Origin of the sequence: Roseovarius sp. THAF27 (assembly GCF_009363655.1) — a bacterium.
Taxonomy (GTDB): domain Bacteria; phylum Pseudomonadota; class Alphaproteobacteria; order Rhodobacterales; family Rhodobacteraceae; genus Roseovarius.
The window spans coordinates 1,800,492-1,825,184 of record NZ_CP045393.1 but is presented as its reverse complement, the minus strand read 5'-3'; the positions used below and the strand labels follow the sequence as shown (position 1 = coordinate 1,825,184).

At 64.2% G+C, this 24,693-nt stretch carries 16 protein-coding genes; 8 read left to right on the top strand and 8 right to left on the bottom strand.

Features of this window, described 5'->3' with window-relative positions:
* Window positions 1-14: 14 nt before the first annotated feature.
* The 4 genes from purQ to purC are packed head-to-tail and all read right to left on the bottom strand — an operon-like array spanning window position 15 to window position 2,518.
* A complete protein-coding gene (gene purQ, locus FIU89_RS09055) occupies window positions 15-683 on the bottom strand; it encodes a phosphoribosylformylglycinamidine synthase subunit PurQ (protein ID WP_152492294.1) in 669 nt (222 codons plus the stop codon).
* Window positions 683-922: a phosphoribosylformylglycinamidine synthase subunit PurS gene (gene purS, locus FIU89_RS09050; protein ID WP_103761394.1), complete on the bottom strand. Its 240-nt coding sequence runs from the start codon at window positions 920-922 to the stop codon at window positions 683-685. Before purS ends, purQ begins: the two co-directional genes overlap by 1 nt.
* A gap of 10 nt (window positions 923-932) precedes the next feature.
* Entirely contained in the window at window positions 933-1,721 is a 789-nt protein-coding gene (locus tag FIU89_RS09045; RefSeq protein ID WP_152492293.1) for a hypothetical protein, read from the bottom strand.
* 35 nt (window positions 1,722-1,756) lie between these two features.
* Window positions 1,757-2,518, bottom strand: coding sequence for a phosphoribosylaminoimidazolesuccinocarboxamide synthase (gene purC / locus FIU89_RS09040; RefSeq protein ID WP_152492292.1), 762 nt, complete (start codon window positions 2,516-2,518; stop codon window positions 1,757-1,759).
* Window positions 2,519-2,677: 159 nt separating this feature from the next.
* On the opposite strand from purC, the gene FIU89_RS09035 reads away from it, so the two are divergent.
* From FIU89_RS09035 to bmt, 3 genes are all read left to right on the top strand, one after another.
* Window positions 2,678-2,992: a DUF1476 domain-containing protein gene (locus FIU89_RS09035; RefSeq protein WP_057796751.1), complete on the top strand. Its 315-nt coding sequence runs from the start codon at window positions 2,678-2,680 to the stop codon at window positions 2,990-2,992.
* Between the two features lie 162 nt (window positions 2,993-3,154).
* On the top strand, window positions 3,155-5,068 hold the full coding sequence (locus tag FIU89_RS09030) for a phosphatidylglycerol lysyltransferase domain-containing protein (protein ID WP_152492291.1): 1,914 nt from the start codon (window positions 3,155-3,157) through the stop codon (window positions 5,066-5,068).
* A gap of 32 nt (window positions 5,069-5,100) precedes the next feature.
* Window positions 5,101-6,123, top strand: a complete 1,023-nt coding sequence (gene bmt / locus FIU89_RS09025; protein WP_152492290.1) for a betaine--homocysteine S-methyltransferase — start codon at window positions 5,101-5,103, stop codon at window positions 6,121-6,123.
* A gap of 294 nt (window positions 6,124-6,417) precedes the next feature.
* Here the strand turns inward: bmt and FIU89_RS09020 are convergent, their stop codons facing one another.
* Window positions 6,418-8,850: an FAD-dependent oxidoreductase gene (locus tag FIU89_RS09020; RefSeq protein ID WP_152492289.1), complete on the bottom strand. Its 2,433-nt coding sequence runs from the start codon at window positions 8,848-8,850 to the stop codon at window positions 6,418-6,420.
* Window positions 8,851-9,005: 155 nt separating this feature from the next.
* Window positions 9,006-9,254, bottom strand: coding sequence for a hypothetical protein (locus tag FIU89_RS09015; RefSeq protein WP_152492288.1), 249 nt, complete (start codon window positions 9,252-9,254; stop codon window positions 9,006-9,008).
* 230 nt (window positions 9,255-9,484) lie between these two features.
* Here FIU89_RS09015 and FIU89_RS09010 point away from each other — a divergent pair, with 230 nt between their 5' ends.
* On the top strand, window positions 9,485-11,902 hold the full coding sequence (locus FIU89_RS09010) for an FAD-dependent oxidoreductase (RefSeq protein ID WP_152492287.1): 2,418 nt from the start codon (window positions 9,485-9,487) through the stop codon (window positions 11,900-11,902).
* 32 nt (window positions 11,903-11,934) lie between these two features.
* Window positions 11,935-12,531 carry an NTP transferase domain-containing protein gene (locus FIU89_RS09005; RefSeq protein ID WP_152492286.1) on the top strand — a complete coding sequence of 199 codons (597 nt, stop codon included), beginning with the start codon at window positions 11,935-11,937 and terminating at the stop codon, window positions 12,529-12,531.
* Window positions 12,532-13,033: 502 nt separating this feature from the next.
* On the opposite strand, the gene FIU89_RS09000 is transcribed toward FIU89_RS09005, so the two are convergent.
* Window positions 13,034-14,920 carry a Hint domain-containing protein gene (locus FIU89_RS09000; protein ID WP_152492285.1) on the bottom strand — a complete coding sequence of 629 codons (1,887 nt, stop codon included), beginning with the start codon at window positions 14,918-14,920 and terminating at the stop codon, window positions 13,034-13,036.
* A 288-nt stretch (window positions 14,921-15,208) separates the two neighbouring features.
* Window positions 15,209-20,632: a tandem-95 repeat protein gene (locus tag FIU89_RS08995; protein ID WP_172978066.1), complete on the bottom strand. Its 5,424-nt coding sequence runs from the start codon at window positions 20,630-20,632 to the stop codon at window positions 15,209-15,211.
* Window positions 20,633-21,762: 1,130 nt separating this feature from the next.
* On the opposite strand from FIU89_RS08995, the gene FIU89_RS08990 reads away from it, so the two are divergent.
* From FIU89_RS08990 to FIU89_RS08980, 3 genes are read left to right on the top strand one after another with little or no spacing between them, the layout of a single operon-like run.
* Window positions 21,763-22,977, top strand: a complete 1,215-nt coding sequence (locus tag FIU89_RS08990; protein ID WP_152492283.1) for an SRPBCC family protein — start codon at window positions 21,763-21,765, stop codon at window positions 22,975-22,977.
* 34 nt (window positions 22,978-23,011) lie between these two features.
* The gene (locus tag FIU89_RS08985) at window positions 23,012-23,878 is read left to right on the top strand and encodes an ABC transporter permease (RefSeq protein WP_152492282.1); all 867 of its coding nucleotides are present in this window, start codon (window positions 23,012-23,014) and stop codon (window positions 23,876-23,878) included.
* On the top strand, window positions 23,875-24,690 hold the full coding sequence (locus FIU89_RS08980) for an ABC transporter permease (RefSeq protein WP_152492281.1): 816 nt from the start codon (window positions 23,875-23,877) through the stop codon (window positions 24,688-24,690). Before FIU89_RS08985 ends, FIU89_RS08980 begins: the two co-directional genes overlap by 4 nt.
* Window positions 24,691-24,693: the final 3 nt, after the last annotated feature.

Sequence of the window (24,693 nt, the reverse complement as noted above, 5' to 3'; positions counted from 1 at the left end):
CGCCGGCGCGGCGCTCAGGCGGTTTCGAGGCTGCCGACAAGGCCGGAAAAGAGCGTTGCGCCCTCGGTGTTGCCGTGGGTTTCCTCGGCCATCCGCTCGGGGTGCGGCATCATCCCGAGCACGCGGCGGTTTTCCGACAGGATGCCGGCAATGTCCTGCTGCGAGCCGTTGGGGTTTTCGACGTACCGGAAGGCGACGCGATCCTCGTCGTTGAGCCGCGCGAGCGTGTCGTCATCGGTGTAGTAATTGCCGTCGTGATGCGCGATGGGAATGGTGATCGTGGTGCCCGCATTATAGCCCGAGGTGTAAGCGGAATTCGAAGTTTCCACTTTTAGATCAAGGGCTTTGCAGACATACTTCAGGCCCGAATTGCGAAGAAGGACCCCCGGCAGCAGCCCGGTTTCGGTCAACACCTGGAAGCCGTTGCAGATGCCCAGCACGTAGCCGCCCTTGTCCGCGTGCGCCTTCACCGACTGGCAGATCGGCGAGTTGGCCGCAATCGCGCCGCAGCGCAGGTAGTCGCCGAAGGAAAAGCCGCCGGGCACGCCGATCACGTCGACACCGCCGGGCATCTCGGTGTCCTTGTGCCAGACCATCGACACCTTGGCGCCCGCGTTCTCGAACGCGACCTTCATGTCACGGTCGCAGTTGGAGCCGGGAAAGACGATGACGGCGGCGTGCATCAGGCGATCTCCACCGAATAGGATTCGATCACCGTATTGGCGAGCAGCTTTTCGCACATCGCCGTGACGGTCTCTTTCGCCTTGCCGGGATCGGTCTCGGTCAGGTCCAGTTCGATGATCTTGCCCTGGCGCACGCCCTCGACCCCGTCGAAGCCCAGCGACCCGAGCGCATGGCGCACCGCCTCGCCCTGCGGGTCGAGAACTCCGTTTTTCAGCATGACGTGTACGCGTGCTTTCATGTGTAATGCCTCACTGTGGCAGCCTCAATTGACTCGGGAAAGTGCCCCTCGCAGGTTCGATACCTTTCCGGGTAACCGAAAACAACAGATCTTCGTCTTCATACTTCACTTCGCCTAACGACGGAAATAGCATTCCCAGACCTGTGAAGCATCTGTGGAAGTGAAAGGCACAAGCACCAACCGTCTCTGTTTCAGAGAAATTGTAGCGGACCTCGAACTGCGCTTCCTCGGACCAACTTCCTTGTTTGAGCGTTGCATAGTTTGGCAACGCATCCAGAATTCGCTCTAGATTGTGTTTTTCCATCGGCTGCGCGTTGGAATGCCATGTAGCGTCGATTACTGAGCCTAGTGGTAGTGGAACGCCACGCGCTTCATAAAACTGCGCGGCAACCATCCTTGCAACTTGAAAACAAATGGTGAACTGGATGTCAGGATGATCAAAGCGTATACTGACACCCTTTCTTAGTAGGCCGTTTACATGGAAATAGTCTCGCCTGCCGTTTTTGACGATTTGCAGCGTCGCATCAGGAAACAATTTCACAGCATTCGAAATGAGGTTTTCAAGCCTACTATCTCGAATTCCTGAAAGAAATGACGCTTGAGTAAACGACAGCAGCGAGAAGAAACTGTCGAACCTTGCAAAAACCGAATTGCACCGGACACAAGCTGGAACTTCGAAACCTTTTGGTCGGCGTCGTTCGTAAAAGAACGTGCGAGCTGGTACATGATCCAGGCTCTCGGTTGCCGAAGTTCCACCACAGTAGCAACAATAGGGATTGCTCTGCTTGAATTTCTCCAACCGGGTCCGAGCCTGGCCCAAATTTTTTGTTTCCGTTAGTTGATCAGCGTCGGTTTGGTCACGGGCGGGTTGGTCTTGGGCATGACGCCCAGGCGCTTGGCCACCTCGGTATAGGCGTCGGTGAGGCTGCCGAGGTCGCGGCGGAAGACGTCCTTGTCGAGCTTCTGGCCGGTCTCGATATCCCACAGGCGGCAGCTGTCGGGCGAAATCTCGTCGGCCACGATCAGGCGCATGAAATCGCCGTCATAGACGCGGCCGATCTCGATCTTGAAATCCACCAGCTTGATGCCGACGCCGTACATGACCCCGGCGAGGAAATCGTTCACGCGCAGGGCGAGCGACAGGATATCGTCCATGTCCTGCTGGGTGGCCCAGCCGAAGGCGGCGATATGCTCCTCGGTAACCAGCGGATCGCCCAGGGCGTCGTCCTTGAGGCAATATTCCACGATCGGGCGCGGCAGTTGCGTGCCCTCGTCCATGCCCAGCCGCTTGGCCATCGACCCGGCGGCATAGTTGCGCACGATCACCTCGAGCGGGATGATCTCGCAGGCGCGCACGAGCTGCTCGCGCATGTTGATCCGCTTGAGGAAGTGGTTGGGAATGCCGACATTGGTCAGGCCGGTCATGAAGTATTCCGAGAGCATGTTGTTGAGCACGCCCTTGCCTTCGATCACATCGCGTTTTTCCGCGTTGAAGGCGGTGGCGTCGTCCTTGAAATACTGCACGATGGTGCCCGGTTCGGGGCCTTCGAACAGGGTTTTCGCCTTGCCTTCGTAGATTTTCTTGCGCCGCGCCATGGGCTCTCTTTCATCTGGGGCCGCGACAAGGGACTCGCGGCATCTGGCGTTCTCATAGTCTATGCGGCGAAATGGGGCAAGGCGGCCTTATGCCCTTGCGTCTTTGTGGCCGTGCGGCCATATCTTAGAGGACTGAAATACCTGCCCGGGGAGAGCCTGATGAGCACCTTCGACGATCGTGAAAACGCATTTGAAAACAAGTATGCCCACGACGAGGAAATGAAATTCAAGGCCGAGGCGCGGCGCAACAAGCTGTTGGGCCTGTGGGCGGCCGAAATCCTGGGCAAGACCGGGTCGGATGCCGACGCCTACGCGAAAGAGGTCGTGCTGTCGGATTTCGAGGAAGCCGGGCACGAGGACGTGGTGCGCAAGGTCGCGGGCGACCTGGGCGACATGGCCGATGCCGACACGATCCGCTCGAAGATGGACGAGCTGCTGCGCGTGGCGCAGGAACAGCTGATGAAGGAAACCTGACGGCGCGTGGGTTTTCACCCACCCTACGCGGGCGACGGCCGGGCCGAAAAGGTCCGGCGAGGCCCGGCACGGTGCGGGATTCGCATTCAATTTGACACGTTAAACCGGCGGTAACGCCGTGGTCTTACCCTGTGCCGACATGGGCCAGGGAAGGATCTGAACATGACATCACCGGGGCTGCACCTCGCGATGCCCGGCGCCGGAGGCTGGGTGCGGGTGGCCGCGCCGTTCGGCCTGGGTGCGATCTGCATCTGGATTCTCGCGGGCCAGATCGAGGACGGCGCCTTCGCCGGCCTGGGGGCCGTCATGGCGCAGCTGTCGGCCTGGCAGTGGCTCGGGGCCCTGCTGGCCACCGCGGCAAGTTTCGCCGCGCTGGGCCAGTATGACGTGATATTGCACCGGCACCTGCGAACGGATCTTCCCTCGGCACAGGCACGGATCAGCGGCGCCGCCGCGATCGCCATCGGTCAGACCGTGGGCTTGGGCGTGATTTCGGGCGCGCTGGTGCGCTGGCGCCTGTTGCCCGGGCTGAGCCTGGTCCAGGCGACGAAGCTGGCCACCGGCGTCGCGGTGACATTCCTGATCGGGCTCAGCTTTGCGTTGGGGCTGGTCGCGCTTTTCGCGCCCCGGGGGCTCTTTCCACCCGCCCTGCCCGCCCTTCTGATTTTGGTGTTCGGTGTCAGCGGGGTCCTGGTCTTTCTTCACCCGCGCATCCGGCTGAGGGCGCTGACCCTGCGGATGCCCAGCCTGGGTGCGCTGGGGGCAATCGCCGGGTTGACGCTGATCGACACGCTGGGTGCGGCGCTGGCGCTGTGGTGCCTGATGCCGGACGGCATGGCGGTCTCGTTCGCGGCGCTGCTGCCGATCTACATGATCGCGCTCGGTGCGGCGCTCCTGAGCGGCACGCCCGGCGGGCTGGGGCCGTTCGAACTGGTGCTGGTGGCGCTTCTGCCGCAGGTTCCGGACACCGAGCTGCTCTGTGCCATCGTGGCGTTCCGGCTGGTCTATTACGCGTTGCCGGCGGTGCTGGCGGGGGCGCTGCTGATGCGACCGCTGCGGGCCGGAGCCCGGCCCGGCACGATACGCCGCCCGTTGAGCGAGGCCGACCTGAGCGGGCCGTGCATGGCCGAGGCTGGCCTGTGCCGCCAGAGCGGTGCGGAAATCGTGGCGCTCGGCACGGTGCTGCTGCCGGTGATCCGCCCGGGCCAGACGCTGTGCCTGCTGTTCGGTCCGCTTGCCGCCCCGGGGGCCGCCGGATCGCGCAACGCGCTGACGCTTTTGCGACGCCATGCCGGACAAGAATCGCTCGTCCCTCTGGTCTACAAGGCCGATGCGAGGCTGGCCGCCACGGCACGGCGGTTGGGATGGCGGGCGCTGCATGTCGCCGACGACATGGTGCTGCACCCGGCCGGGTTCCGCCCCGAGGGCCGCGCCTATCGACAGCTGCGCCGCAAACTGCGCCGGGCCGACCAGTCCGGGGTGAGCGTCGCGCGGGGCGCCCGCCTGCCCTTGGCCGCGATGCGCGAGACGGATGCCGCATGGCAAGCGCGCCAAGGCACGGCCCGCGGCATGACGATGGGCCGCTTCTGCCCGGTCTACCTGAGCCACCAGGCGGTGTTCATCGCGCGCCAGGACGGTCGCGTCATCGGCTTTGCCAGCTTCCATACCGGACGGCGCGACTGGTGCCTGGACCTGATGCGCACGGGCGACGATGCGCCCGAGGGCACCATGCACGCGCTGGTCACCGCCGGTATCGCCGCCGCCCGCGAGGCCGGCGTCGCACAGCTGTCGCTGGCGGCCCTGCCCCCGGAAAACGGCCCCGTGGCGCGTCTGGCCGCGCGGTTCGCGCCTTCGTCCGGCCTGGCGCAGTTCAAGGCCAGCTTCGGCGCGATCCGCGTGCCACGCTACGCCCTTGCCCGCAGCCGTGCGGGCCTGTGGCTGGGCCTGCTGGACCTCTGGCTGGCGATACGGCGGCCCGCGTCTCGCTCGGGCCAGGCCGAGGCGTCCAGGGCCGATGGTATCCCGGCTCAGAATGATGATGAAGATTTTGGGTTTGCGCAGGCAAGGAATGTATGAGATTTCCTGCGCGAGACCACAAAGGGCTGCGCATGACCAACGCATTGAGCAAGATGATCGCCGAGCGGGACTGGATCCTTGCCGACGGGGCAACGGGCACCAATCTTTTCAACATGGGGCTCGGCTCGGGCGATGCGCCGGAGATGTGGAATGTCGAGCATCCGGACCGGATCACCCGGCTTTACGCCGAGGCGGTGGACGCGGGCAGTGACCTGTTCTTGACCAATTCCTTCGGCGGCAACGCCGCCCGCCTGAAGCTGCACGGTGCCGAAAAACGCGCCCGCGAGTTGAGCCGCATCTCCGCCGAAATCGGCCGCGACGTGGCGGACCGGCGCGACCGTCCGGTGGTCGTGGCAGGCTCGGTCGGCCCCACCGGCGAGATCATGGCGCCGATGGGCAAGCTGACCCACGAGCTTGCGGTGGAGATCTTTCACGAACAGGCCGACGGTCTGAAGGAAGGCGGCGCCGACGTGCTGTGGCTGGAGACCATCAGCGCCCCGGAAGAATACAAGGCCGCGGCGGAAGCGTTCCGGCTGGCCGACATGCCCTGGTGCGGCACGATGAGCTTCGACACCGCGGGGCGCACGATGATGGGCCTGACCTCGGCCGACATGGCGACGATGGTCGAAAAGCTGGACCACAAGCCGCTGGCCTTCGGGGCCAATTGCGGCGTGGGCGCATCGGACCTGATGCGCACGGTGCTGGGATTCGTGGCCCAGGGCACCGAGCGCCCGATCGTGGCCAAGGGCAATGCGGGCATCCCGAAATACGTGGATGGGCATATTCATTATGACGGCACGCCGGAGCTGATGGCGCAATACGCGGTCCTGGCTCGCGACGCGGGCGCGACCATCATCGGTGGCTGCTGCGGCACGATGCCCGAGCACCTGTCGAAGATGCGCGAGGCGCTGGAGAGCCGCCCGCGCGGCACGCGCCCGACGCTGGAACAGATCACCGAGGCGCTGGGGGCTTTTTCGTCCGACGTGGACGGCACCGAAGACGACAGCGGCGACACGCCCCGCCCGGCGCGGCGCAACCGGCGGCGGCGCGGGTAAGCTGCGACGCGGCTTCGGGCCGGAGCTTGCCGGGCGTAGGGTGGGTGAAAACCCACGCCTGTCGGCGATCAAGCCCCGCGCCCGTCGCCCCGAGGGCGTCGCACGAGTGCGGCATCCCGACAATGCGCCATGCCGAAGGTTCTCCGTCAGAACCGGACGAGCCGCCTGCTGGAGACCCGTTGAACCCTCGCTCAAGACGCCCGCGCCGGCTCCCTCGCCTGCGGGACAACGGGCGTCATCCACCTGCGCCAGGCCAGGTTTGAAGCCCCCCGACCGGCGCAGGCAATCCGCGTTTCAGGCGCGCAGCTTTTCGCCCTTGGGATCGAACGGCGGCTCGTGCAGGATGCGGGCCTTGTGCGGGCGGCCCAGCACCATCACCTGCACGTCGTCGCCGGGTTTGACCGTGCCGGACCTGACGTAACCCAGGGCAAGGCTCATGCCCACGGTATAGCCATAGGTGCCCGAGGTGACGCGGCCCACGGGTTTGCCATTCGCGTCGCGGATCGGCTCGCCGCCCGTGGCGTCGGCGTTCGAGGCATGGGTGTCTTCCTCGTCGATGTGGATCAGCACCAGTTCCTCGCGCGTGGGTTCGGCCATGGCCTTTTCCGCCGCCGATTTGTTGAGGAAGTCCTTGTCCATCTTGCAGAGCGGCTTGAAGCCAACCTCGTGCGGGAAGTATTCGGGGCTGTATTCCCGGCTCCACGAGCCATAGCCCTTTTCGACCCGCATCGACATGAGCGCGCGGGCGCCCACGGGGCCTGCGTTGAACTCCTTGCCCGCGTCCAGAAGGGCTTGGTAAAGCTTTTCCTGGTCCTCGGTCTTGCAGTGCAGCTCCCACCCCAGGTCGCCGGTGAAGCTGACCCGCAGGGCGAGGCAGTGCACACCCGCGATGTCGATCATCTTGGACCGCATGAAGGGGAAATCCTCGGTGGCGAGGCTTTCGTTGGTCAGGCGCTGCAGCATCTCGCGCGACTTCGGTCCGGCGACGTTGAAGCCGCACATGGCCTCGGTCTTGGACTCAAAGGTGGTGCCTTCGGGCAATGGCACCATGTCGAAGAACCGCTTGTGATAGCGTTCGGCCATGCCCGAGGAGACGACCCAGAATTCATCCTCGGCCACACGCGTGACGGTCGCGTCGCCCGCGATGCCGCCACGCACACCGATGAGCGGCGTGAGGCAGGAGCGGCCCACCGATTTGGGCATCCGGTTGGCGAAGACAGCGTTCAGCCACTCCTCGGCCCCCGGCCCCTTGACGTGGTACTTGGCGAAGTTGGAGATATCGATGATGCCCGCGCGGTCGCGCAGCATCCTGCATTCCTCGCCCACCGGCGCCCACCAGTTCTGGCGGATGAACCCGTTGGTGTCCTTGGTACCGGGTGCATCGGCGAACCATTGCGGATGTTCCCAGCCGTAGTTCAGGCCGAAGACCGCGCCCATCTCTTTCTGCATTTCGTAGACCGGGCGCGTGCGCAGGGGGCGGCCCGCCGCGCGTTCCTCGTTGGGGTAATGGATGGCGAAGCGGTGGGCATAGACATCCTCGACCTTCGCCTTGACGAACTTGCGGTCGTTGGCCCAGAGGCCGAAGCGCGCGATGTCCCAGGCGAACATGTCGTATTTCATCTCGCCCTCGACGATCCACTGGCTGACCATCAGGCCCATGCCGGCGGATTGCGAAAAGCCCGGGATGATGCCGCCGACCATGAAGTAGTTCTTGAGCTCCGGCACGGGGCCCAGGATCACGTTGCTGTCGGGCGACCAGATCATCGGGCCGTTGATGACCCGCTTGATGCCCGCCTCGGCGGCGACCGGGACGCGGTCCATCGCGCGCATCACGTTTTCCATGATGCGTTCCAGATCGTCTGGGAAGAGGTCATGGGCGAAGTCGAGCGGCGTGCCATCCTCGGCCCAGAAGCGCATGTCACGTTCATAGGCACCGATCAGCAGGCCCTTGCCCTCTTGCCGCAGGTAATATTCGCCGTCGCGGTCGGCGACGGACGGCAGGCGGCGGTCCATGCCGTCGATCTCGGCGATGGTCTCAGTCACGAAATACTGGTGTTCGGTGGGTTGCAGCGGCACTTCGATGCCCGCCATTTTCGCCACCTCGCGGCCCCAGAGACCGGCGCAGTTGATGACCCATTGCGTGTGGATCTCGCCCTTGGGGGTCTCGACGATCCAGCTGCCGTCCGGTTGCGGCACGGTGGCGGTGACGGGGGTGAAGCGGTGGATCTCCGCGCCGCGCTGGCGGGCGCCCACGGCATAGGCGTTGGTCACGCCCGAGGGGTCAACGTTGCCGCCATCGGGTTCCCACATGATGCAGCGGATGCCCTCGAAATTGACCAGCGGGTGCTTTTCCTCGGCCTCTTCGCGGGTGATCTCGTAGAAGTTCATGCCGTAGAGTTCGGCCTTGGCGGCCTGAAGTTTCAGCTGGTGCTCGCGGTTTTCGGTCTGCGCGAGGTAGAGCGAGCCGGGCTGGAAGACGCCGCAGCTTTGGCCGGTTTCCTCTTCCAGGCTGTTGTAGAGGTTCATCGTGTAGTGCTGCAGGCGGCTGATATTGGCGCTGTCATGCAGGCCGTGGATGTTGGCCGCCGCGTGCCAGGTCGAACCGGAGGTCAGCTCGTCACGCTCGAGCAGGACGACATCGGTCCATCCCAGCTTGGTCAGGTGATAGAGCACCGAGCATCCGATAACGCCCCCTCCGATGACAACGGCCTGTGCGTGAGTTTTCATGTTGCTTCCCATTTCGCTGTTTGGCGGTACACTGCCCCAGCGGGGCCGCGCGCGTGTGTCGGTTCCCGACATCATCGGTCGTGTGGAGGCATTTTGCCCTGTCGTTTCCGACAGGGGATTTCGGTTTGCGTCAGGGGATTAAAGTCGGGCGTATGTTACCCGTCGCAGGCGCATCCCACGCCTTTGTGGCAGTTCTTCTCGCGGCTGATGCAACTGTTGCCGCAAGCCTTGCCTTTTCGGCATGTCTTGCAGCAGGCGGCGCGAATGATCCTGTCTTTCCCCAGCGCAAAGATACGTTCGGAGGGACTTGGCACTTCACCGGATGGCAAGGATACAGGCGCGGCCTGAACAAATGAGGTTAAGGCTGCCAAAAGAGAAGCAATGACTAATGATTTGAAATGCATGAGAAATCCTTTGAATGCAGGAAATCTAGTGAAAAATTAACGTTTTGTTAACAGATTATTTTGCCGATCGGATCATGCAGCATATCCTGCCCTGCCACCGCCGGTCGATTGAACGTCTCAGGCAGGTGTCGCGTGCGCCTTCTCTTTACGACAAAACCCGTCGCAAACGGACATGCCGCCCGACGGCAGTCATACAGTCTGGTCGCAACAGCGGACTGAAAGGAATCCCCATGAAAACCACCACCCGAGTGGCCGTGATCGGCGGCGGCGTTGTCGGATGCAGCGTGCTTTACCACCTGACGAAACTGGGCTGGTCGGACGTGATGCTGATCGAGCGGTCGGACCTGACCTCCGGTTCGACCTGGCATGCCGCCGGGGGCTTTCATACGCTGAACGGCGACACCAACATGGCCGCGCTTCAGGGCTATACGATCAAGCTTTACAAGGAGTTGGAAGAGATCACCGGCATGTCCTGCGGGCTGCACCACGTGGGCGGCGTGACGCTGGCGGACAACAAGGATCGCTTCGACATGCTGCTCGCTGAGCGGGCCAAGCACCGATACATGGGGCTGGAGACAGAGATCGTCGGCCCCGAGGAGGTGCGCAAGATCGCGCCGGTCACCAATACCGACGGCATCATCGGGGCGCTTTACGATCCACTGGACGGTCACCTTGACCCGTCGGGCACAACCCATGCCTATGCCAAGGCCGCGCGCATGGGCGGCGCCACCATCGAGACGCACTGCAAGGTATTGGAAACGAACCCGAAACCGGATGGGACTTGGGAAGTCGTGACCGAGAAAGGCACGATCCTGGCCGAGCATGTGGTCAATGCCGGCGGCCTGTGGGCACGCGAGGTGGGCGCGATGGCAGGTGTTTACGTGCCGATCTACCCAATGGAGCACCAGTACCTTGTGACCGAGGAGGTGCCCGAAATCGCTGCCATCATCGATGCGGGCGGAGAGCATCCGCACGTGATGGACCCCGCGGGCGAAAGCTATCTGCGGCAGGAGGGGCGCGGGCTATGTATCGGCTTCTACGAGCAGCCCTGCCGCGCCTGGGCGGTGGACGGCACGCCGTGGGAATTTGGCCATGAACTGTTGCCCGACGACTTTGACAAGATCGAGCACTCCATTGATTTTGCTTACAAACGTTTCCCCGCGCTGGAACGTGCCGGGGTGAAATCGGTCATTCACGGGCCGTTCACCTTTGCGCCGGACGGCAACCCGCTGGTCGGGCCGGTGCCGGGTCTGCGGAACTACTGGTCGGCCTGTGGTGTGATGGCCGGGTTCAGCCAGGGCGGCGGCGTGGGCCTGATGCTGGCGCAGTGGATGGTCGAGGGAGAATGCGAGCGGGATGTCTCGGCCATGGACGTGGCGCGTTACGGCGATTGGATCACGCCGGGCTATACCCTGCCCAAGGTGATTGAGAACTACCAGAAACGGTTCTCCGTCAGCTACCCGAACGAGGAACTGCCCGCCGCGCGCCCCTTCCGCACGACGCCGATGTACGACATTTTCGATGGCATGGGCGCGGTCTGGGGGCATCAATTCGGGCTGGAGGTCGTGAACTACTTCGCGACAGGCGACGAGCCGCGGTTCGAGACGCCGAGTTTCCGCCGCTCGAACGCGTGGGAGGCCGCGGCGCGCGAGGTGAAGGCCGTCCGCGAAGCTGTTGGAATCAATGAGGTGCACAACTTCGGCAAGTACCTGGTGACCGGCCCCGCCGCGCGCGATTGGCTGGACCGGATCATGGCCGGGCGCATCCCGAAACCGGGGCGCATCAGCCTGACGCCGATGCTGTCGCATGCGGGGCGGCTGATCGGGGATTTCACGGTGTCCTGCCTGTCGGACGAGGCGTTCCAGCTGACCGCCTCCTACGGGGCGCAGGCCTATCACATGCGGTGGTTCGAGCAGAACGCGGCGGAGGGTGTGCGCGTTGAAAATATCTCGGACCGGCTGAACGGGTTTCAACTGGCGGGGCCGAAGTCGCGCGACCTGCTGGCGGCCTGCACGCGGGCGGATATCTCGGACATGGCGTTCATGGATCTGCGGCAGATCACCGTGGGAATGGTCGATTGCCTCGTGCAGCGCGTGAGCTATACCGGCGACCTCGGGTTCGAGATTTATTGCGATCCGATGGCGCAGCGGGCGCTGTGGGACGAATTATGGAGCAAGGGCAAGGGCTTCGGCCTGAAACCTTTCGGGATGCGGGCGATGATGTCGCTGCGGCTGGACCGCTTCTTCGGCTCGTGGCTGTCGGAGTTTTCGCCCGATTACACGCCGGGCGAGACCGGGATGGATCGCTTCATCAGTTTCAGGAAAAACGCCGATTTCAACGGGCGCGCGGCGGCCGAGACAGAGCGGGCCGAAGGCGCCAAGCGTGCGCTGGTGGCGTTCGAGGTGGAGGCCACGGATGCCGATGTGAACGGGTATGAACCTGTCTGGATCGACGGGACCGTGCAGGGCTTCTGCACCTCGGGCGGCTATTCGCACCACGCCGGAAAATCCGTCGCGCTGGCGCTGATACCGGCCGAACACGCCCAACCGGGCTTGCAGGCCGAGATCGAGATCCTGGGCGAGATGTGCGCGGCGAGACTGCTGACAGAGCATCTGTTTGACCCTGACATGAGCCGGATGCGAGGATAGTCCCCGGATCATCAGCGAAAGGCCCGGAAGACGTGACATTGGGGATCGTGCTGCCCGCCGCGGGGGCGTCGTCGCGGATGCGCGGCCGCGACAAGCTGTTGGAAGAGGTGGACGGCGTTCCCCTGTTGCTGCGGCAAACGCGGCGGGCGTTAAACCTCGGTTTACCTGTCCTTGTTACGTTGCCCGCAGGGTCCGGTGCGCGCGCCGCCAGCCTTGGGGCGGCAGGCACGGGGCTTGAGACGCGGCCCGTCGCCGATGCGGTGGCCGGGATCAGTGCGTCGCTGCGCGTGGCAGCGCATTGGGCGATGGAACGGGACCTGGCCGGGCTGATGATCGTCTTGCCAGACATGCCGGATCTGACGTCCGGGGACATGCGGGCGGTTGCGGCGGTCCACGCGCACCATCCGCGCGACGTGATCCGCGCCACGGACGAGGACGGGCAGTTCGGGCACCCGACCCTCCTGCCCGCCCGGCTGTTGCCGGCGCTGGTCACGCTCAGCGGCGATACCGGCGCGCGGGAGGTGATCGCGCGGGAAAAGATACGGCCCTGCCCCCTTGGCGGGACGCGGGCGACGATGGACCTGGATACGCCCGAAGCCTGGGCGAACTGGCGGGCGGCAAGGGATTGACGCGGCCAGCCCGTGACCCGGCGCGTTTGGGTCAGATATCCGCGCGCAACGCGTGCAGGCGGGGTGCGGGACGCAAGCGCTCGGACTCGGGCCTTTGGCGCAAGTCGGGTGCGAGGGGCAAGACCTGTGCAACGCGCAAGACCTGTGCGACACACGGGGCGGCCGCAACAAGCAAGGCGCGAGCAACTCACGAGGCGAACGGGACGCAAAACGCGACGCACAAGGCCGATGCAACACACGAGGCGCGAGGCGGATACAACACGCGACATGCAACGCGCGCGCAATACGCGCCCCGTGCAAGGCACGCTGTGCACCCAACGCGCGCGGGATGCGCAAGGCGCGTGCAACATGCCAATCGCGCGCGACGCGCAAGGGGCGTTAAACACGCAAGGCGCTAGCAGGGCGCAAAGCGCACGAGGCACGCAAAGCGCGTTCGACACGCAAGGCGCTCGGGGCGCGCCAAGTGTTGAGGTCGCGCGCGGATGCGCGGTGCGTGCAGGTGCTAGCGCAGTGCCTGGTCCACCAGCAGCTTCGCCTCGTGCGCCTTGAGCGACAGGCGGGCGGAGTGGTAGCCCGCCAACCCCGCCTGCGTGGCAAGCTCGGGGAAGAGCGTGAGGATCTCGTCGCGGCTTTCCTGCCCCACGCCGCGCATCGAGTAATCGCCAGGCTGGAAGCTTTCGGACCAGGCCGCGTCGGCCAGGATCACCTCGTGATGGTCGAACATCAGGTGGATGTAGCTGACCCTGTCGGTGACCGCGCGGTCGACACCGTCGAGCCCGGTCAGGTGCTTGGCGGCGATCAGAACCTCGCGCTCGCCGAACATGACCTCGGCCAGTTCGTTGGCCAGAAGCATCCGGTGGTTCGGGCTGACAAGCATGTCGCGGTCGGGCATGTCTGCCCCGAGCGCGCCCTTGCGGATCAGGATGGGCTGGAACTTGGGCATCGCGGCCAGGTCTGCCGCGCCAAGGTCGCGACGGCCCACCCAGCGGATCTCGCGGATGCCGTTGTCGCGGGTGAAGACGCGGTCGCCGGGGCGCAGCGTCTCGACCGCGCGGGTGCCCTGCGGCGTCGCGATCTGTGCGCCCGGCGTGAAGCAGACGATCAGCTCTTCGATATCCGTATAGTTGATATTGGCCGTCTCTTGGCCGCGCTGAAGCTGGATCTGGCCGTTGAAGCCCGGATTGCCATTCGTTTCGGGATTCTTGACGAAATTCGTCACGGTCCAGCCGTCATCCAGAAGCGGCGTGATGTCGAGCGTGTCGTAGTCGTCGCCGGTCGAGCCGCCGTTCACGGTGGTGTTGTTGACGCCCGACGTACCCAGCTGGTTGATGATGAAGGTATCGCGGTCGGCGCCGCCGTTCAGGTTGTCATTGTCGCCGCCGCCGAAGATCGTGTCGTTGCCCGCGCCGCCCTCGACGATGTCGCACCCGTCGCCCGCGTCGATCCGGTCATTGCCGGCGCCGCCGTCGATCGTGTCGTTGCCCGAGCCGCCCTCGATCGTGTCGTCGCCGTCGCCGCCGGACAGGCTGTCATTGCCGCCCTGCCCGAAGATCTGGTCATTGCCGGTGCCGCCGAAGATGGTGTCGTTGCCTTCGACGAAGGGCGTGACGACCGGGTCGTCGATAAGATCGCCCGACAGGGAAAAGCCGGATTGGCCGGTGCGGGTTTCCAGGGTAAACTCGATGAATTCGCGGTTCTCGAACGAGGCCGAGAACCACGCGTCCTGATCGGACGGGTCGTTGGTTTCCGTCCCCGCGGCATTGACCACGCCACCCGAGGTGGTGACGTTCAAGGACGTGTCGCCCGAGGTCGAGAAATCGGTGAAGCTGCCGGCGTCGATGATCACGGATTCCTGGTCGCCGGGGCTGTTGCGGTCGATGTCGTTCCAGGTGGCGACGGAGTTCAGCGCGACGTTCTGGCCGGTGGCCGGGTCGAAGAACTCCAGCCGGAACGAGGCGGTTTCGCCCACGTCACGCGCGTCGAAGTCGCCATTCAGAAGGATCTCGAACCCCGCGCCGCCGGACAGGTCCACGGCAAGGTCCTTGTCGGACTTGGCGGTCAGGATCAGGCGGGCAGAAATGGGGGTGCCGTCCTCGAGGGTGGCCACGTTGCTGTAGACCGCGACATCGCCGACCTGGGCACAGTTGTTGCCCGACGAACTGTCGGAGACGAGGTTGTCGATATCGAGCACCAGCGGCGAGGCGTCGGAGCCGAGCGCGGTGCCTTCGCCGGCATCGCCGAAGAGCACGTCATCGCCGGATCCGCCGTCGATGCAATCGCTGCCGCCTTCGCCGGAAATGCGGTCGTTGCCGCCCGCGCCGGTGATCGTGTCAGGATCGTTGGTGCCCTGCAACGTATCGTTGCCGGGAGTGCCGGGAATCGTCGCCATGGCAGTGGCCTCCTGAAGGAGCGGACGGACCTCCCCCGAGATGCGCCGCAATACCGTCTAATTTGAGTCAAGATTGAGACATCATCTACCTCTGCTTCAAGGAGAATTCGAGTAAAATCCTTCATACTGTGCATAATGCGGCGTTAATTTATGCGGACGTCAATTACTTGATCTCAAAAACGAAACAATCCCGGCCAATGGCCAGGATTGTTCATTGGAACTCGAGTCAGCCCCCGTAACCGATTCCATGTGACCGGCCCCGGAAAGGGCCGGTCGGCTGCAAAGCTGTTACTTGACCAGAAGCCGGGCTTCGTGCCGTTTCAGCGACCGGCGCGCGGCGGTGTAGGCCTTCAGGCCCTCTGCCTCGGAGAGTTCCGGGAAGAGCTCGAAGATCTCCTTGCGCTGGGCGTCGCCCATCGCGTCGAGCACCGTGTCGCCGGGCTGGAAGCTTTCGGTCCAGGCACCGTTGGACAGCACCACCTCGTGCTGGTCGAACATGAAGTGGATGTAGCTGACCGAGCTGGCCTCGACCGAGGTCACACCTTCCATGCCGGTCAGGTGCTTGGCCGCCGCCAGAACCTCGCGGTCCTCGAAGTAGAGCGCCGACTTCTCGTTGTTGATCAGCAGGCGGTGCTGCGGCGAGACCATCATGTCGCGTTCCGGCAGGCCGTGACCCAGCGAACCCGCACGGATCAGGACCGGCTGCAGGTGCGGCGCGCGCGCCAGCTCCTGCCCCGACAGATCGCGGCGGCCCACCCAGCGGATTTCCTGCAGACCGTTGTCGCGGGTGATGACCTTGTCGCCTTCGCGCAGCTCTTCGACCAGCCGCTCGCCTTTCGGCGTGGCGATGACCGTTCCCGGCGTGAAGCAGGGAATGACGTCCTCGATCTCGGTGAACTTCAGCGAGCCTTCGACATTGCCGTCGGCATCGAGGAAGTTGACCTGGCCGGTAAAGCTGTTGCCGTCCGGATCGTTCGGCGTGGTCAGGTCCAGCGGGGTGACGCCGTCGCTTTGGACGATCTCGAACCGGCCGAGACCGCGCAGGTCGAGCTGGTCGTTCTCGTTGTCGGTCGTCGGGTCGTTGTCACCATCCTCGGTGCCGCCGTCGATCTCGTCGCCGAAGGCATGTTCGCGCTCGTCGAAGTGGAACTCGTCCGAGCCGGCCTCGCCATACATCGTGTCGACACCCTGGCCGCCATAGATGGTGTCGCGGCCGTTGCCACCGTAGATCAGGTCGTTGTCGATACCGCCATCGAGCAGGTCGCTGCCGCCGCCACCGTAGATGGTGTCGTCATCGTCCTGGCCATAGACCGTGTCGTTGCCCGCGCCGGCGTTGATCAGGTCGCGGCCGTTGCTTTCGTCCGGGTCGGGGCCGAAGGTTCCGCCATCGGGGGCGTTCGGGATGTTGACCTGGTCGAAGGGCACGACGTTGGGATCGAGACCGCCGTAGATGAGGTCGTCGCCTGCACCCGAAGAGATCGTGTCGTCGCCTTCGCCGCCGACGATGGTGTCGTCGCCCCAGAGCGTGTTGATCTCGTCGTCGTCGATGCCCGCGTCGACATAGTTGTCGCCTGCGCCGGCATTGATGGTGTCGTCGTCGTCGCCGGTATAGATCGTGTCGTTGCCGTTGCCGGTGTTGACAAGATCGCGGTCGTCGTTCGGGTCGGCATCCGAGGGCACGGCCGGGAACGGGCCGTAGGACGGGAAGCCGTCATCGGGCAGCGGCAGGGCGCTGTTCTTGGAGGTGTCGATGTAGTTGTCGCCGTCGCCGCCATCGACCGTGTCCGAACCGTCGCCGGAGATGACCGTATCGTTGCCGTCGCCGGTGTCGATCTTGTCGTCGCCATTGCCGCCGTCGACACTGTCGTCACCTTCGCCGGTTTCCACGTCGATCGGGCCGTCGGCATCCTTGGCGTCGATGGTGTCATCGCCGCTGCCGGTGATGATGCGCTCGATCTCCTGGAAGGTGATGTCGGGCGTATCGTCGGCATCAAGGCCGTTGACGGTGCCGTTCTCGGGATCGGCATCTTCCAGGATGACGGTCAGGTCGCCGGTCTGGTCGCCGAGGTTCAGGATGTCGCCCTCGTCGCCGTTTTCCGGGCCGTCGGGGTTGCCGTCGGTGCCGTCCGAGCCGCCGTCGATGGTGGCGTCGATATCCGCCGTCGGATCGGTGGCGTCGACGGTGAACTCGTCGTCGCCGGTGCCGCCAGACGCCTCGTCGTCGCCGCCCACGGCGACGTCGTCATCGCCCTGGCCGCCGTTCAGCGTGTCGGTGCCCGCGCCGCCCGCAAGGGTGTCGGAGCCTTCACCGCCATCGACGCTGTCGTCGCCGTTGGCGCCGGTGATTTCATCGTCGCCGGTGCCGCCATCGACCGTATCGTCGCCTTCGCCGGCGTCGATCCTGTCGTCGCCGCCATTGCCGAAGATGGTGTCGTTGTCACCGTCGGCGCCGTCGATCTGGTCGCCCTCGGCATCGCTGTAGCCGGGGGTCATCACCTCGCCGGTGTCCTTGCCGTCGACCGGGCCGATCACGTCCGTCACCTCGACCGAGATCTGCGCGGTGTCGGTCAGCCCGTTGCCGTCGGAAATCGTGTATGTGATCGTCGCGTCGCCCACAAAGGCCGGTGCCGGGGTGAAGGTGACCGTGTCGTCGGTATAGGTCACGGTGCCCTGGCTGGACGGAACGCTGGCGTTGATGATGCGGATCGGGTCGCCATCAGGATCGCTGTCGTTGGTCAGCGGCGTGACGGTGACGGCCGTACCCTGCGGCGTGGAGCCGCCATCGTCGTTCTCGGCGACAGGTGCGTCGTTGACCGGGCCCACGTTGACCAGTGCGGTGCCGGTGTCGGTGCCGCCCTGCCCGTCGCTGACGGTATAGGTGAACTCGACCGGGCCGTTATAGTTCTCGGCCGGCGTGAAGGTGACGGTGCCGTCGCCGTTCAGGACCACCTCGCCAAGCGCCGGGTCGATCGGATCGACCGCGGACACCACCAGCGGATCGCCGTCGACATCGGTGTCGTTGGCCGCCGGGTTGAAGGTGATCGGCGTGTCCTCGAGCGTGTTCTCGATATCGTCCACCGCGACCGGGTCATCGTTGACCGGCGTCACGGTCACGTCGATCTCGGCGCTGTCGGTGCCGCCGTTGCCGTCGGTGATCGTGTAGCTGATCGTCGCCTCGCCGTTGAAGTTCTCGGCGGGGGTGAAGGTGACGGTGGTGGCGGTGAAGGTCACCGTGCCCTGTTCGGACGGGACGTTGGCGCCGGTAATGGTGAGCGTGTCGCCATCGGGATCGGTGTCATTGTCCAGCGGCGTCAGAACGATCGCCGTGTCCTCGGCCGTGGTGGCGGTGTCGTCGGCAGCCTCGGGCGCGTCCTGCACCTGGCCCACGTTGACCAGAACGGTGCCGGTGTCCGACAGACCGTCGGGGTCTTCGACCGTGTAGGTCAGCTCGACCGGGCCGTTATAGTCGGTGGCCGGGGTGAAGGTGACCGTGCCGTCGCCGTTCACGACCGCGCTGCCCAGGGTGGGATCGGTGACGGTGACCGAGGTCACGGTCAGCGTATCGCCATCGGGATCGGTATCGTTCGCCGCAGGGTCGAAGGTGACGGATTCGTCTTCCAGCGTCGAGACGGTGTCGTCCACCGCTTCGGGCGCGTCGTTGACGTTGTTCACCGTGACCGCGATCTCGGCGGTGTCGGTGCCGCCATTGTCGTCGGTGATCGAGTAGCTGATCGTCGCCTCGCCGAAGAAGTCATCGGCCGGCGTGAACTGGATCTCGGTGTCGGTGAAGGTCAGCGTGCCCTGGTCGGACGGGACCGTGGCCGCCGTGATCCGCAGCGTGTCGCCGTCCACGTCGGTGTCGTTGTCCAGCGGCGTGATCGTGACGGTGGTTTCCTCGTCCGTGGTGGCCGTGTCGTTGACCGCGTCGGGCGCGTCGTTGACCGGGGCGACGTTGAACGTGATCGTCGCGGTCGAGGTTTCGCCCGAGGGATCGGTGACCGTGTAGCTGACGCTGTCGGTGCCGTTGAAGTTCTCGTTCGGCGTGTAGGTATAGGTGCCGTCGCCGTTGTCGGTCAGCGTGCCGTTGGCCGGCGTGCCGATGCTGTCCACGGTCAGCGTGTCGCCGTCCGGGTCGGTGTCGTTGGCGGTCGGGTTGAAGGTGACGGTTTCGTCCTCGTCCACCGGGACCGTGTCGTCGACCGCGGTCGGCGCCTCGTTCTGGGGATCGGTCAGGATGGTCTCGATCTGGCTGAATTCCAGGGTCGAGCCATCGGCGAATGTCACGGTGCCGGCGCGGGCGCCGTCATCGGAGGCGTCCGCCGCATCGGTGATCGTCACCTTGCCGGTGCCGCGCAAGTCCAGCGTGTCGTTGTCCAGCGTGTCGTCCGGGCCGTTGCCGCCGACGATGGTGTCGCCATCGCCATCGGAAGACGTGGAGACGACGAACGTGTCGTTGCCGCCCTCGCCGTAGATGACGTCCGCGCCCGCGCCGCCGGTGATCACATCATCGCCGCCCTCGCCATCCTGGTCGGGATCGAAGCCGGTGTCGAAATACATGTCGGTGATGTGGATGCCGGAATTGTCATGGCCATTCTGCGTGTGCGAGACCTCGACCCTCGATACCGGGCCGGGAATGGTGACCTGGACGGTCGTGTCGGGATCGTTCTGATTCTGGTACGGGCCGTTGGCATCGGCCTCGTTGCCGTTGATGACGACTTCCTTGCCGCCCTGCAGGACGACTTCGATCGCGTTGTTGTCGGCGTCATAGGCCGTGACGGTGACAAGCCCGTCGCCGTCGAGGTCGTTGATGTTGAATTCCAGATCGCCGACCGGCTTGGAAAACTCCCATTGGAACTTGCCGGTGTTGCCCTTGCCGGAAGTTTCCGAATAGAGCGAGCTGTTGGTGTCGATCGACTCGCCGCCCGTGTCGATGCCGGCGGTGTTCAGGTTGGTGTGATTGTCGACGTCGCTTTCGTGGTGCCCGGTATCGAGGATCCGGGTGTAGGTGACGTCCACGCTGCCGGTATTCTGGGTGACGGTGTTGTCGGCCTGGTGGCTCGAGACCAGATCCCAGTTGAAGCTTTCGCGCGGGCCTTCGAATGTGCCGGCGTCACCGCTGTCACCGTAAATGGTGTCGTCGCCGCCTGCGCCGTCGATCGTGTCGTCGCCGCCATTGCCGAAGATCAGGTCGCCGTCGTTGGTGATCTTGTCGCCGCCCTGGTCGGTGGGCGCGTTGGAGTCGTCATAGCCGAGGGCCATGTCCTCGCCGAAATCCTCGCCGTCGACGGCGCCATCGGCCGGGGCGTCGGAGGTATAGCCGGCATCCACGTTGAGCGCGCTCTTGTCGCCCCCTGATTTGTAGGGCGCCGCAATGGGATCGGAGAACCCGGAGTGCTGATTGGCGTCGCTGTCCTCGTTCTCGGCGCCGACATTCTGCTTGACCAGCGGCTCGCCGTTCACCTCGGTGGGGAACTTCACCACGTAGGACTTGCTGTGATACGTGTGCAGGCCGGTGAACTCGTAGGCGCCCGACGCGTCGGTGTGCGTATATCCCAGGAAATACTTGTTGCCGTGGGAATCGACCTTGTAGAGTTCGACCCGCAGGCCCGCCAGGCCGGTGTCGTACCCGCCGGTGCCATTGTTTTCAGTGTTGTCGCCATCGCTGTCCGAGAACAGGCGCCCTGAAATCGTTCCGCCGCTTGAAAAGGTCATGAAATCATACTCCCGTGGTGGCGCGAGCGCCGAAGTTGAGGAAAGTGCCACCAGTGCCGGCGACGTGTGCAAACGAGGTCGGAGAAGCGTTCGAGCCGGTGCCCATCGCCCTGCCCTCATGCACGGGCATTTTCAGACTGATCGGGTCGGACCCATGTGTGGGAACAAAAGTCACCATCGTTTTCTCCATTCGACGCCCCGCATCGGCGGTTCGCCAGACCAATAACCAAGACCCACTGCCGACGATGTGACGGTCAGGGGCAACCTGCACGAACCTCATTTCAGGAGGGAAAGACCCACAATATCGCGGGAATGGCGCAACGTTCGCACGTCGCGTCCATTCGCTCTCGGCCAGCCGCCAAAGCAACCCGACGATCGCATCTTCCACGCACCGGAATGTTGGTGCGTCTCGTGCGGTCGCCCCCGTGACCTACAGACATCGCCCCCCAGTTGGGCTGAACTCGTTGTACGGGATTGCCCGGATCGCACAAAGTGAAATTTGTCAGAAAACTGTCGATGCAGTTTCCGAAATTGCCTTTTAAATGCGTGGATTATGGCAGCCGAAAAGCTGCAAATCTGGCGATTGTTTCCGCGCGCATCCGAGGCCGCCTTGGCGTGGAGCCAACAAAACATGAGGGTTGTGCCCTGCCATTTTGCCGCCCTGCAACCTTAAGCTGTGCATTGTTTCCGAACCACCCCGAAATCTAAATCGTTTTGAATGTGGCGGGAGTTTGATGGCCGTGAAATTCGGCTGTTGGCTGACCCTGCGTCAATCGGCATCGTTTCAGGCCTTTTGTTCCGAACCGGAAACGATCGCGCCACATTTTGCCCGAATCGTCACGTTTCGGGATTGAACCGCCCCCGCTGGAGCGACCGATTGCATGGCGCGCGGGCCTGCGGACCCGCCGCGGGGGATCGCAGACCGGCCCCGCCGCCGGTGACGCCGGGACGCTCGACGACACGCGAATTGCGGGAAATCGGCCACTAATATGACGCGGCCGGCCCGGCAGATCGGAAACCAGCAGCAAGTCCACGGGAAAGCCAAGGCTCTCTGCTGGTTCAGAATTAATTTATTTGAGCGCTCAATAAAACTTGATAAGGTATGCGCAGCGACCAACCTGGAGTTAGCCATGACCCCCCCTGCCACACAGGCCATAGACCTGCCCAATGACCATGACCGCAAGGGACTGCCCGCCTGGAGTTACTTCAACACCGAGATGCTGGAGATGGAAAAGGACCTGCTGTTCCGCGCGCATTGGCAGCTTGTGTGCCATGCCAACGACCTGCCGGAGGCCGGTGATTTCGTCACGCTGGACTGCGTGGGCGAACGCGCGCTGGTGATCCGTGGCAAGGATGGCGAGCTGCGCGCCTTTCACAACCTGTGCCGGCATCGCGGATCGCGGGTGGTGGCCGGCGAACAGGGCAATTGCAAGAACGCGATCATCTGCCCGTTTCACGGCTGGGTCTATAACCTGGACGGCACGTTGCGCGGCGCGGCGCAGCCCGACACCCTGCCCGAGCTGGATCCCGTCGCCTTTGGCCTGAAGGCGATCGAGCTGGACCTGTGGCGGGGGTTCGTCTTCGTGCGGTTCCGGCCCGGCCCGCAACCGGCGATATCCGAGGTGCTGTCGCGCTTCGACGACGAGATCGACCAGTACGACCTTGAAGGGCTGATGCCCTCGGGCGAAGGCTTTTATGCCGACGTGGCGGAGGTGAACTGGAAGTGCATTCGCGATGTGGACAACGAAGGCTATCACGTGCCCATGGCGCATCCGGGCCTGCAGGACCTGTTCGGGTCCAATTACTACGACGAGGATTTCCAGGACGGCGCCTCGCGCTCCTATTCCGAGTTCCGCGAAGCCAATCACCGCCTGTGGAGCGTGCGGGCCTATACGTCCATTCTGCAAGCGCCACCCGAGCTGGACGAGAGCCACGCCAAAGCCTGGCTTTATATCGGCATTTTTCCGAATTGCGTGCTTGGCATTTACCCCGATTGTGTCAAATTCTACCAGGAATTCCCGGTGGAGTATGGCAGGACCATGCAGCGCGGAACGACCTACAGGCTGGGCAACGAAGACCGCCGGATGCGGCTGTCGCGCTATCTCAGCAGCCGGATCGACAGGCTGACCTCGGAAGAGGACGAGGAACTGGTGCGCTGGTCGTGGGAGGCTGCGTTTTCGAGCGGCTATGACGGGGTGATCCTGTCGGACCTGGAAAACACCGTGCGCAGCTATCACGACTGCCTGCGCGAGCTGTTCCCGGTGCTGAACGAGAATGAGCCGCCCAAGGGCACGGTGGCCGCGCGCAACGCCGAGTTGCTGGCGCAGAAAGTCGCCGCCGAATGAGTACCGGACCCGTCTCCGGCAGAGGCGCAACTTGATGGCATGGCGCTTTGACCGAGAGGCGGGACAGGGCCTCAAGCTGATCAGCCCCACATTCGGCTATGTGCTGGTGATGCTGGCCGCGCCGCTGTTGATGGTGGTCACCTTCAGCTTCTGGACGCAGGATTACCTGACGATCGACACGACGCTGACGCTGGACAATTACCGCGAGGCGTGGACGCAGCCGCTGTACCAGGTGCTGATGTGGCGGTCGCTGAAGATCTCGCTGATCGTGACGGTGGTGACGGTGCTGCTGGCCTTTCCCATCGCCTATTACCTGTCTTTCCACGTCAGGAAGCGCAAGGCGCTGTGGCTGTTCCTGATCACGGTCCCGTTCTGGACAAGCTACCTTCTGCGGGTGTTCCTGTGGAAGGTGATCCTGGGCTATAACGGCGTCTTCAACACCACGCTGATGGGCCTGGGGTTCATCGAGGAACCGCTGACGTTCCTGCTTTACAACCTGAACGCTGTCGTCATCACGCTGGCCCATGCCTGGGCGCCCTTCGCGATCCTGCCCATCTTCGTGGCGCTGGAGAAGATCGACCGCTCCCTGCTGGAGGCGGCGACCGACCTTGGCGACGGGCCGGTGCGGCGGTTCTTTCGCGTGACGCTGCCGCTGGCGATGCCGGGCATCGTGGCCTCGACCCTGATCGTGCTGATCCCGACGGTGGGCGATTTCATCACGCCGCGGCTGGTGGGCGGCACCGACGGGCTGATGATCTCGAACATGATCCAGATCCAGTTCGGCAAGGCCAACAACGCGCCGCTGGGCGCGGCGCTGGCGGTGTCGGCGATGGTGGTGATCGGGCTGATCAGCGCGGGCATCTTCTTTGCCGGCAAGAAACTGGGAGGACGCGTGCGATGAAATGGCTCTCGGTCAAGTGGCTGACGATCTACGCCGTGGTCTACATGATCTTTCTCTATGCGCCGGTCATCCTGCTGCCGCTCTTTGCGTTCAACACCTCGACGATCATCGCCTTCCCCCTTTCGGGCTTTACGACCGAATGGTTCGTGGGCCTGTGGCACACCGACACGCTGCATACCGCGCTGGGCAATTCGATGATCGTGGGGCTGACCACGGCGGTGCTGAGCACGCTTCTGGGCGCCTTCGCCGCGCGCGCCTCGGCCCGGTTCATGTTCCCCGGCAAGACCGGGATCGTCGGGCTGATCATGCTGCCGCTGGTGCTGCCCGAGATCATCGTGGCGGTGGCGCTCTTGGTGATGCTGAACCAGTTGGGCATGCCGCTGTCGCTGTGGACGGTGGTGGCGGGGCATGTGCTGATCTGCACGCCCTTTTCCATCGCCATCCTCAGCTCGGCCTTCCGCGGGCTGGACCGCGAGTTGGAGGAAGCCTCGTTCGATCTGGGCGAGTCGCGCTGGGGCACGTTCCGGCGCGTGACGCTGCCCTTGGTGCTGCCGGGCGTGATATCCAGCCTGCTGATCACCTTCACCATCAGCCTCGACGAGTTCATCATCGCCTTCTTCCTGACCGGAACCGACGTGACCCTGCCGGTCTATATCTGGAGCCAGCTGCGCTTTCCGGCCAAGCTGCCGTCGGTCATGGCGCTGGGCACGATCCTGCTGGCCGTTTCGGTCCTGCTGCTGATCGCCGCCGAAGCGCTGCGCCGGCGCAGTGCCAGCCGGCAGGGTGTGGACACCACGCTGGCGGGGGTTTGAACC

Excerpts from the sequence above, each read along its gene's own strand:
- FIU89_RS09000 (WP_152492285.1), bottom strand. The coding sequence starts at position 14,920 with ATGGCGACGATTCCCGGCACTCCCGGCAACGATACGTTGCAGGGCACC.
- FIU89_RS09035 (WP_057796751.1), top strand. The coding sequence starts at position 2,678 with ATGAGCACCTTCGACGATCGTGAAAACGCATTTGAAAACAAGTATGCC.
- FIU89_RS09030 (WP_152492291.1), top strand. The coding sequence starts at position 3,155 with ATGACATCACCGGGGCTGCACCTCGCGATGCCCGGCGCCGGAGGCTGG.
- FIU89_RS09010 (WP_152492287.1), top strand. The coding sequence starts at position 9,485 with ATGAAAACCACCACCCGAGTGGCCGTGATCGGCGGCGGCGTTGTCGGA.
- purS (WP_103761394.1), bottom strand. The coding sequence starts at position 922 with ATGAAAGCACGCGTACACGTCATGCTGAAAAACGGAGTTCTCGACCCG.
- FIU89_RS08990 (WP_152492283.1), top strand. The coding sequence starts at position 21,763 with ATGACCCCCCCTGCCACACAGGCCATAGACCTGCCCAATGACCATGAC.
- FIU89_RS08995 (WP_172978066.1), bottom strand. The coding sequence starts at position 20,632 with ATGACCTTTTCAAGCGGCGGAACGATTTCAGGGCGCCTGTTCTCGGAC.
- FIU89_RS08985 (WP_152492282.1), top strand. The coding sequence starts at position 23,012 with ATGGCATGGCGCTTTGACCGAGAGGCGGGACAGGGCCTCAAGCTGATC.
- bmt (WP_152492290.1), top strand. The coding sequence starts at position 5,101 with ATGACCAACGCATTGAGCAAGATGATCGCCGAGCGGGACTGGATCCTT.
- purQ (WP_152492294.1), bottom strand. The coding sequence starts at position 683 with ATGCACGCCGCCGTCATCGTCTTTCCCGGCTCCAACTGCGACCGTGAC.
- FIU89_RS08980 (WP_152492281.1), top strand. The coding sequence starts at position 23,875 with ATGAAATGGCTCTCGGTCAAGTGGCTGACGATCTACGCCGTGGTCTAC.
- FIU89_RS09015 (WP_152492288.1), bottom strand. The coding sequence starts at position 9,254 with ATGCATTTCAAATCATTAGTCATTGCTTCTCTTTTGGCAGCCTTAACC.
- purC (WP_152492292.1), bottom strand. The coding sequence starts at position 2,518 with ATGGCGCGGCGCAAGAAAATCTACGAAGGCAAGGCGAAAACCCTGTTC.
- FIU89_RS09020 (WP_152492289.1), bottom strand. The coding sequence starts at position 8,850 with ATGAAAACTCACGCACAGGCCGTTGTCATCGGAGGGGGCGTTATCGGA.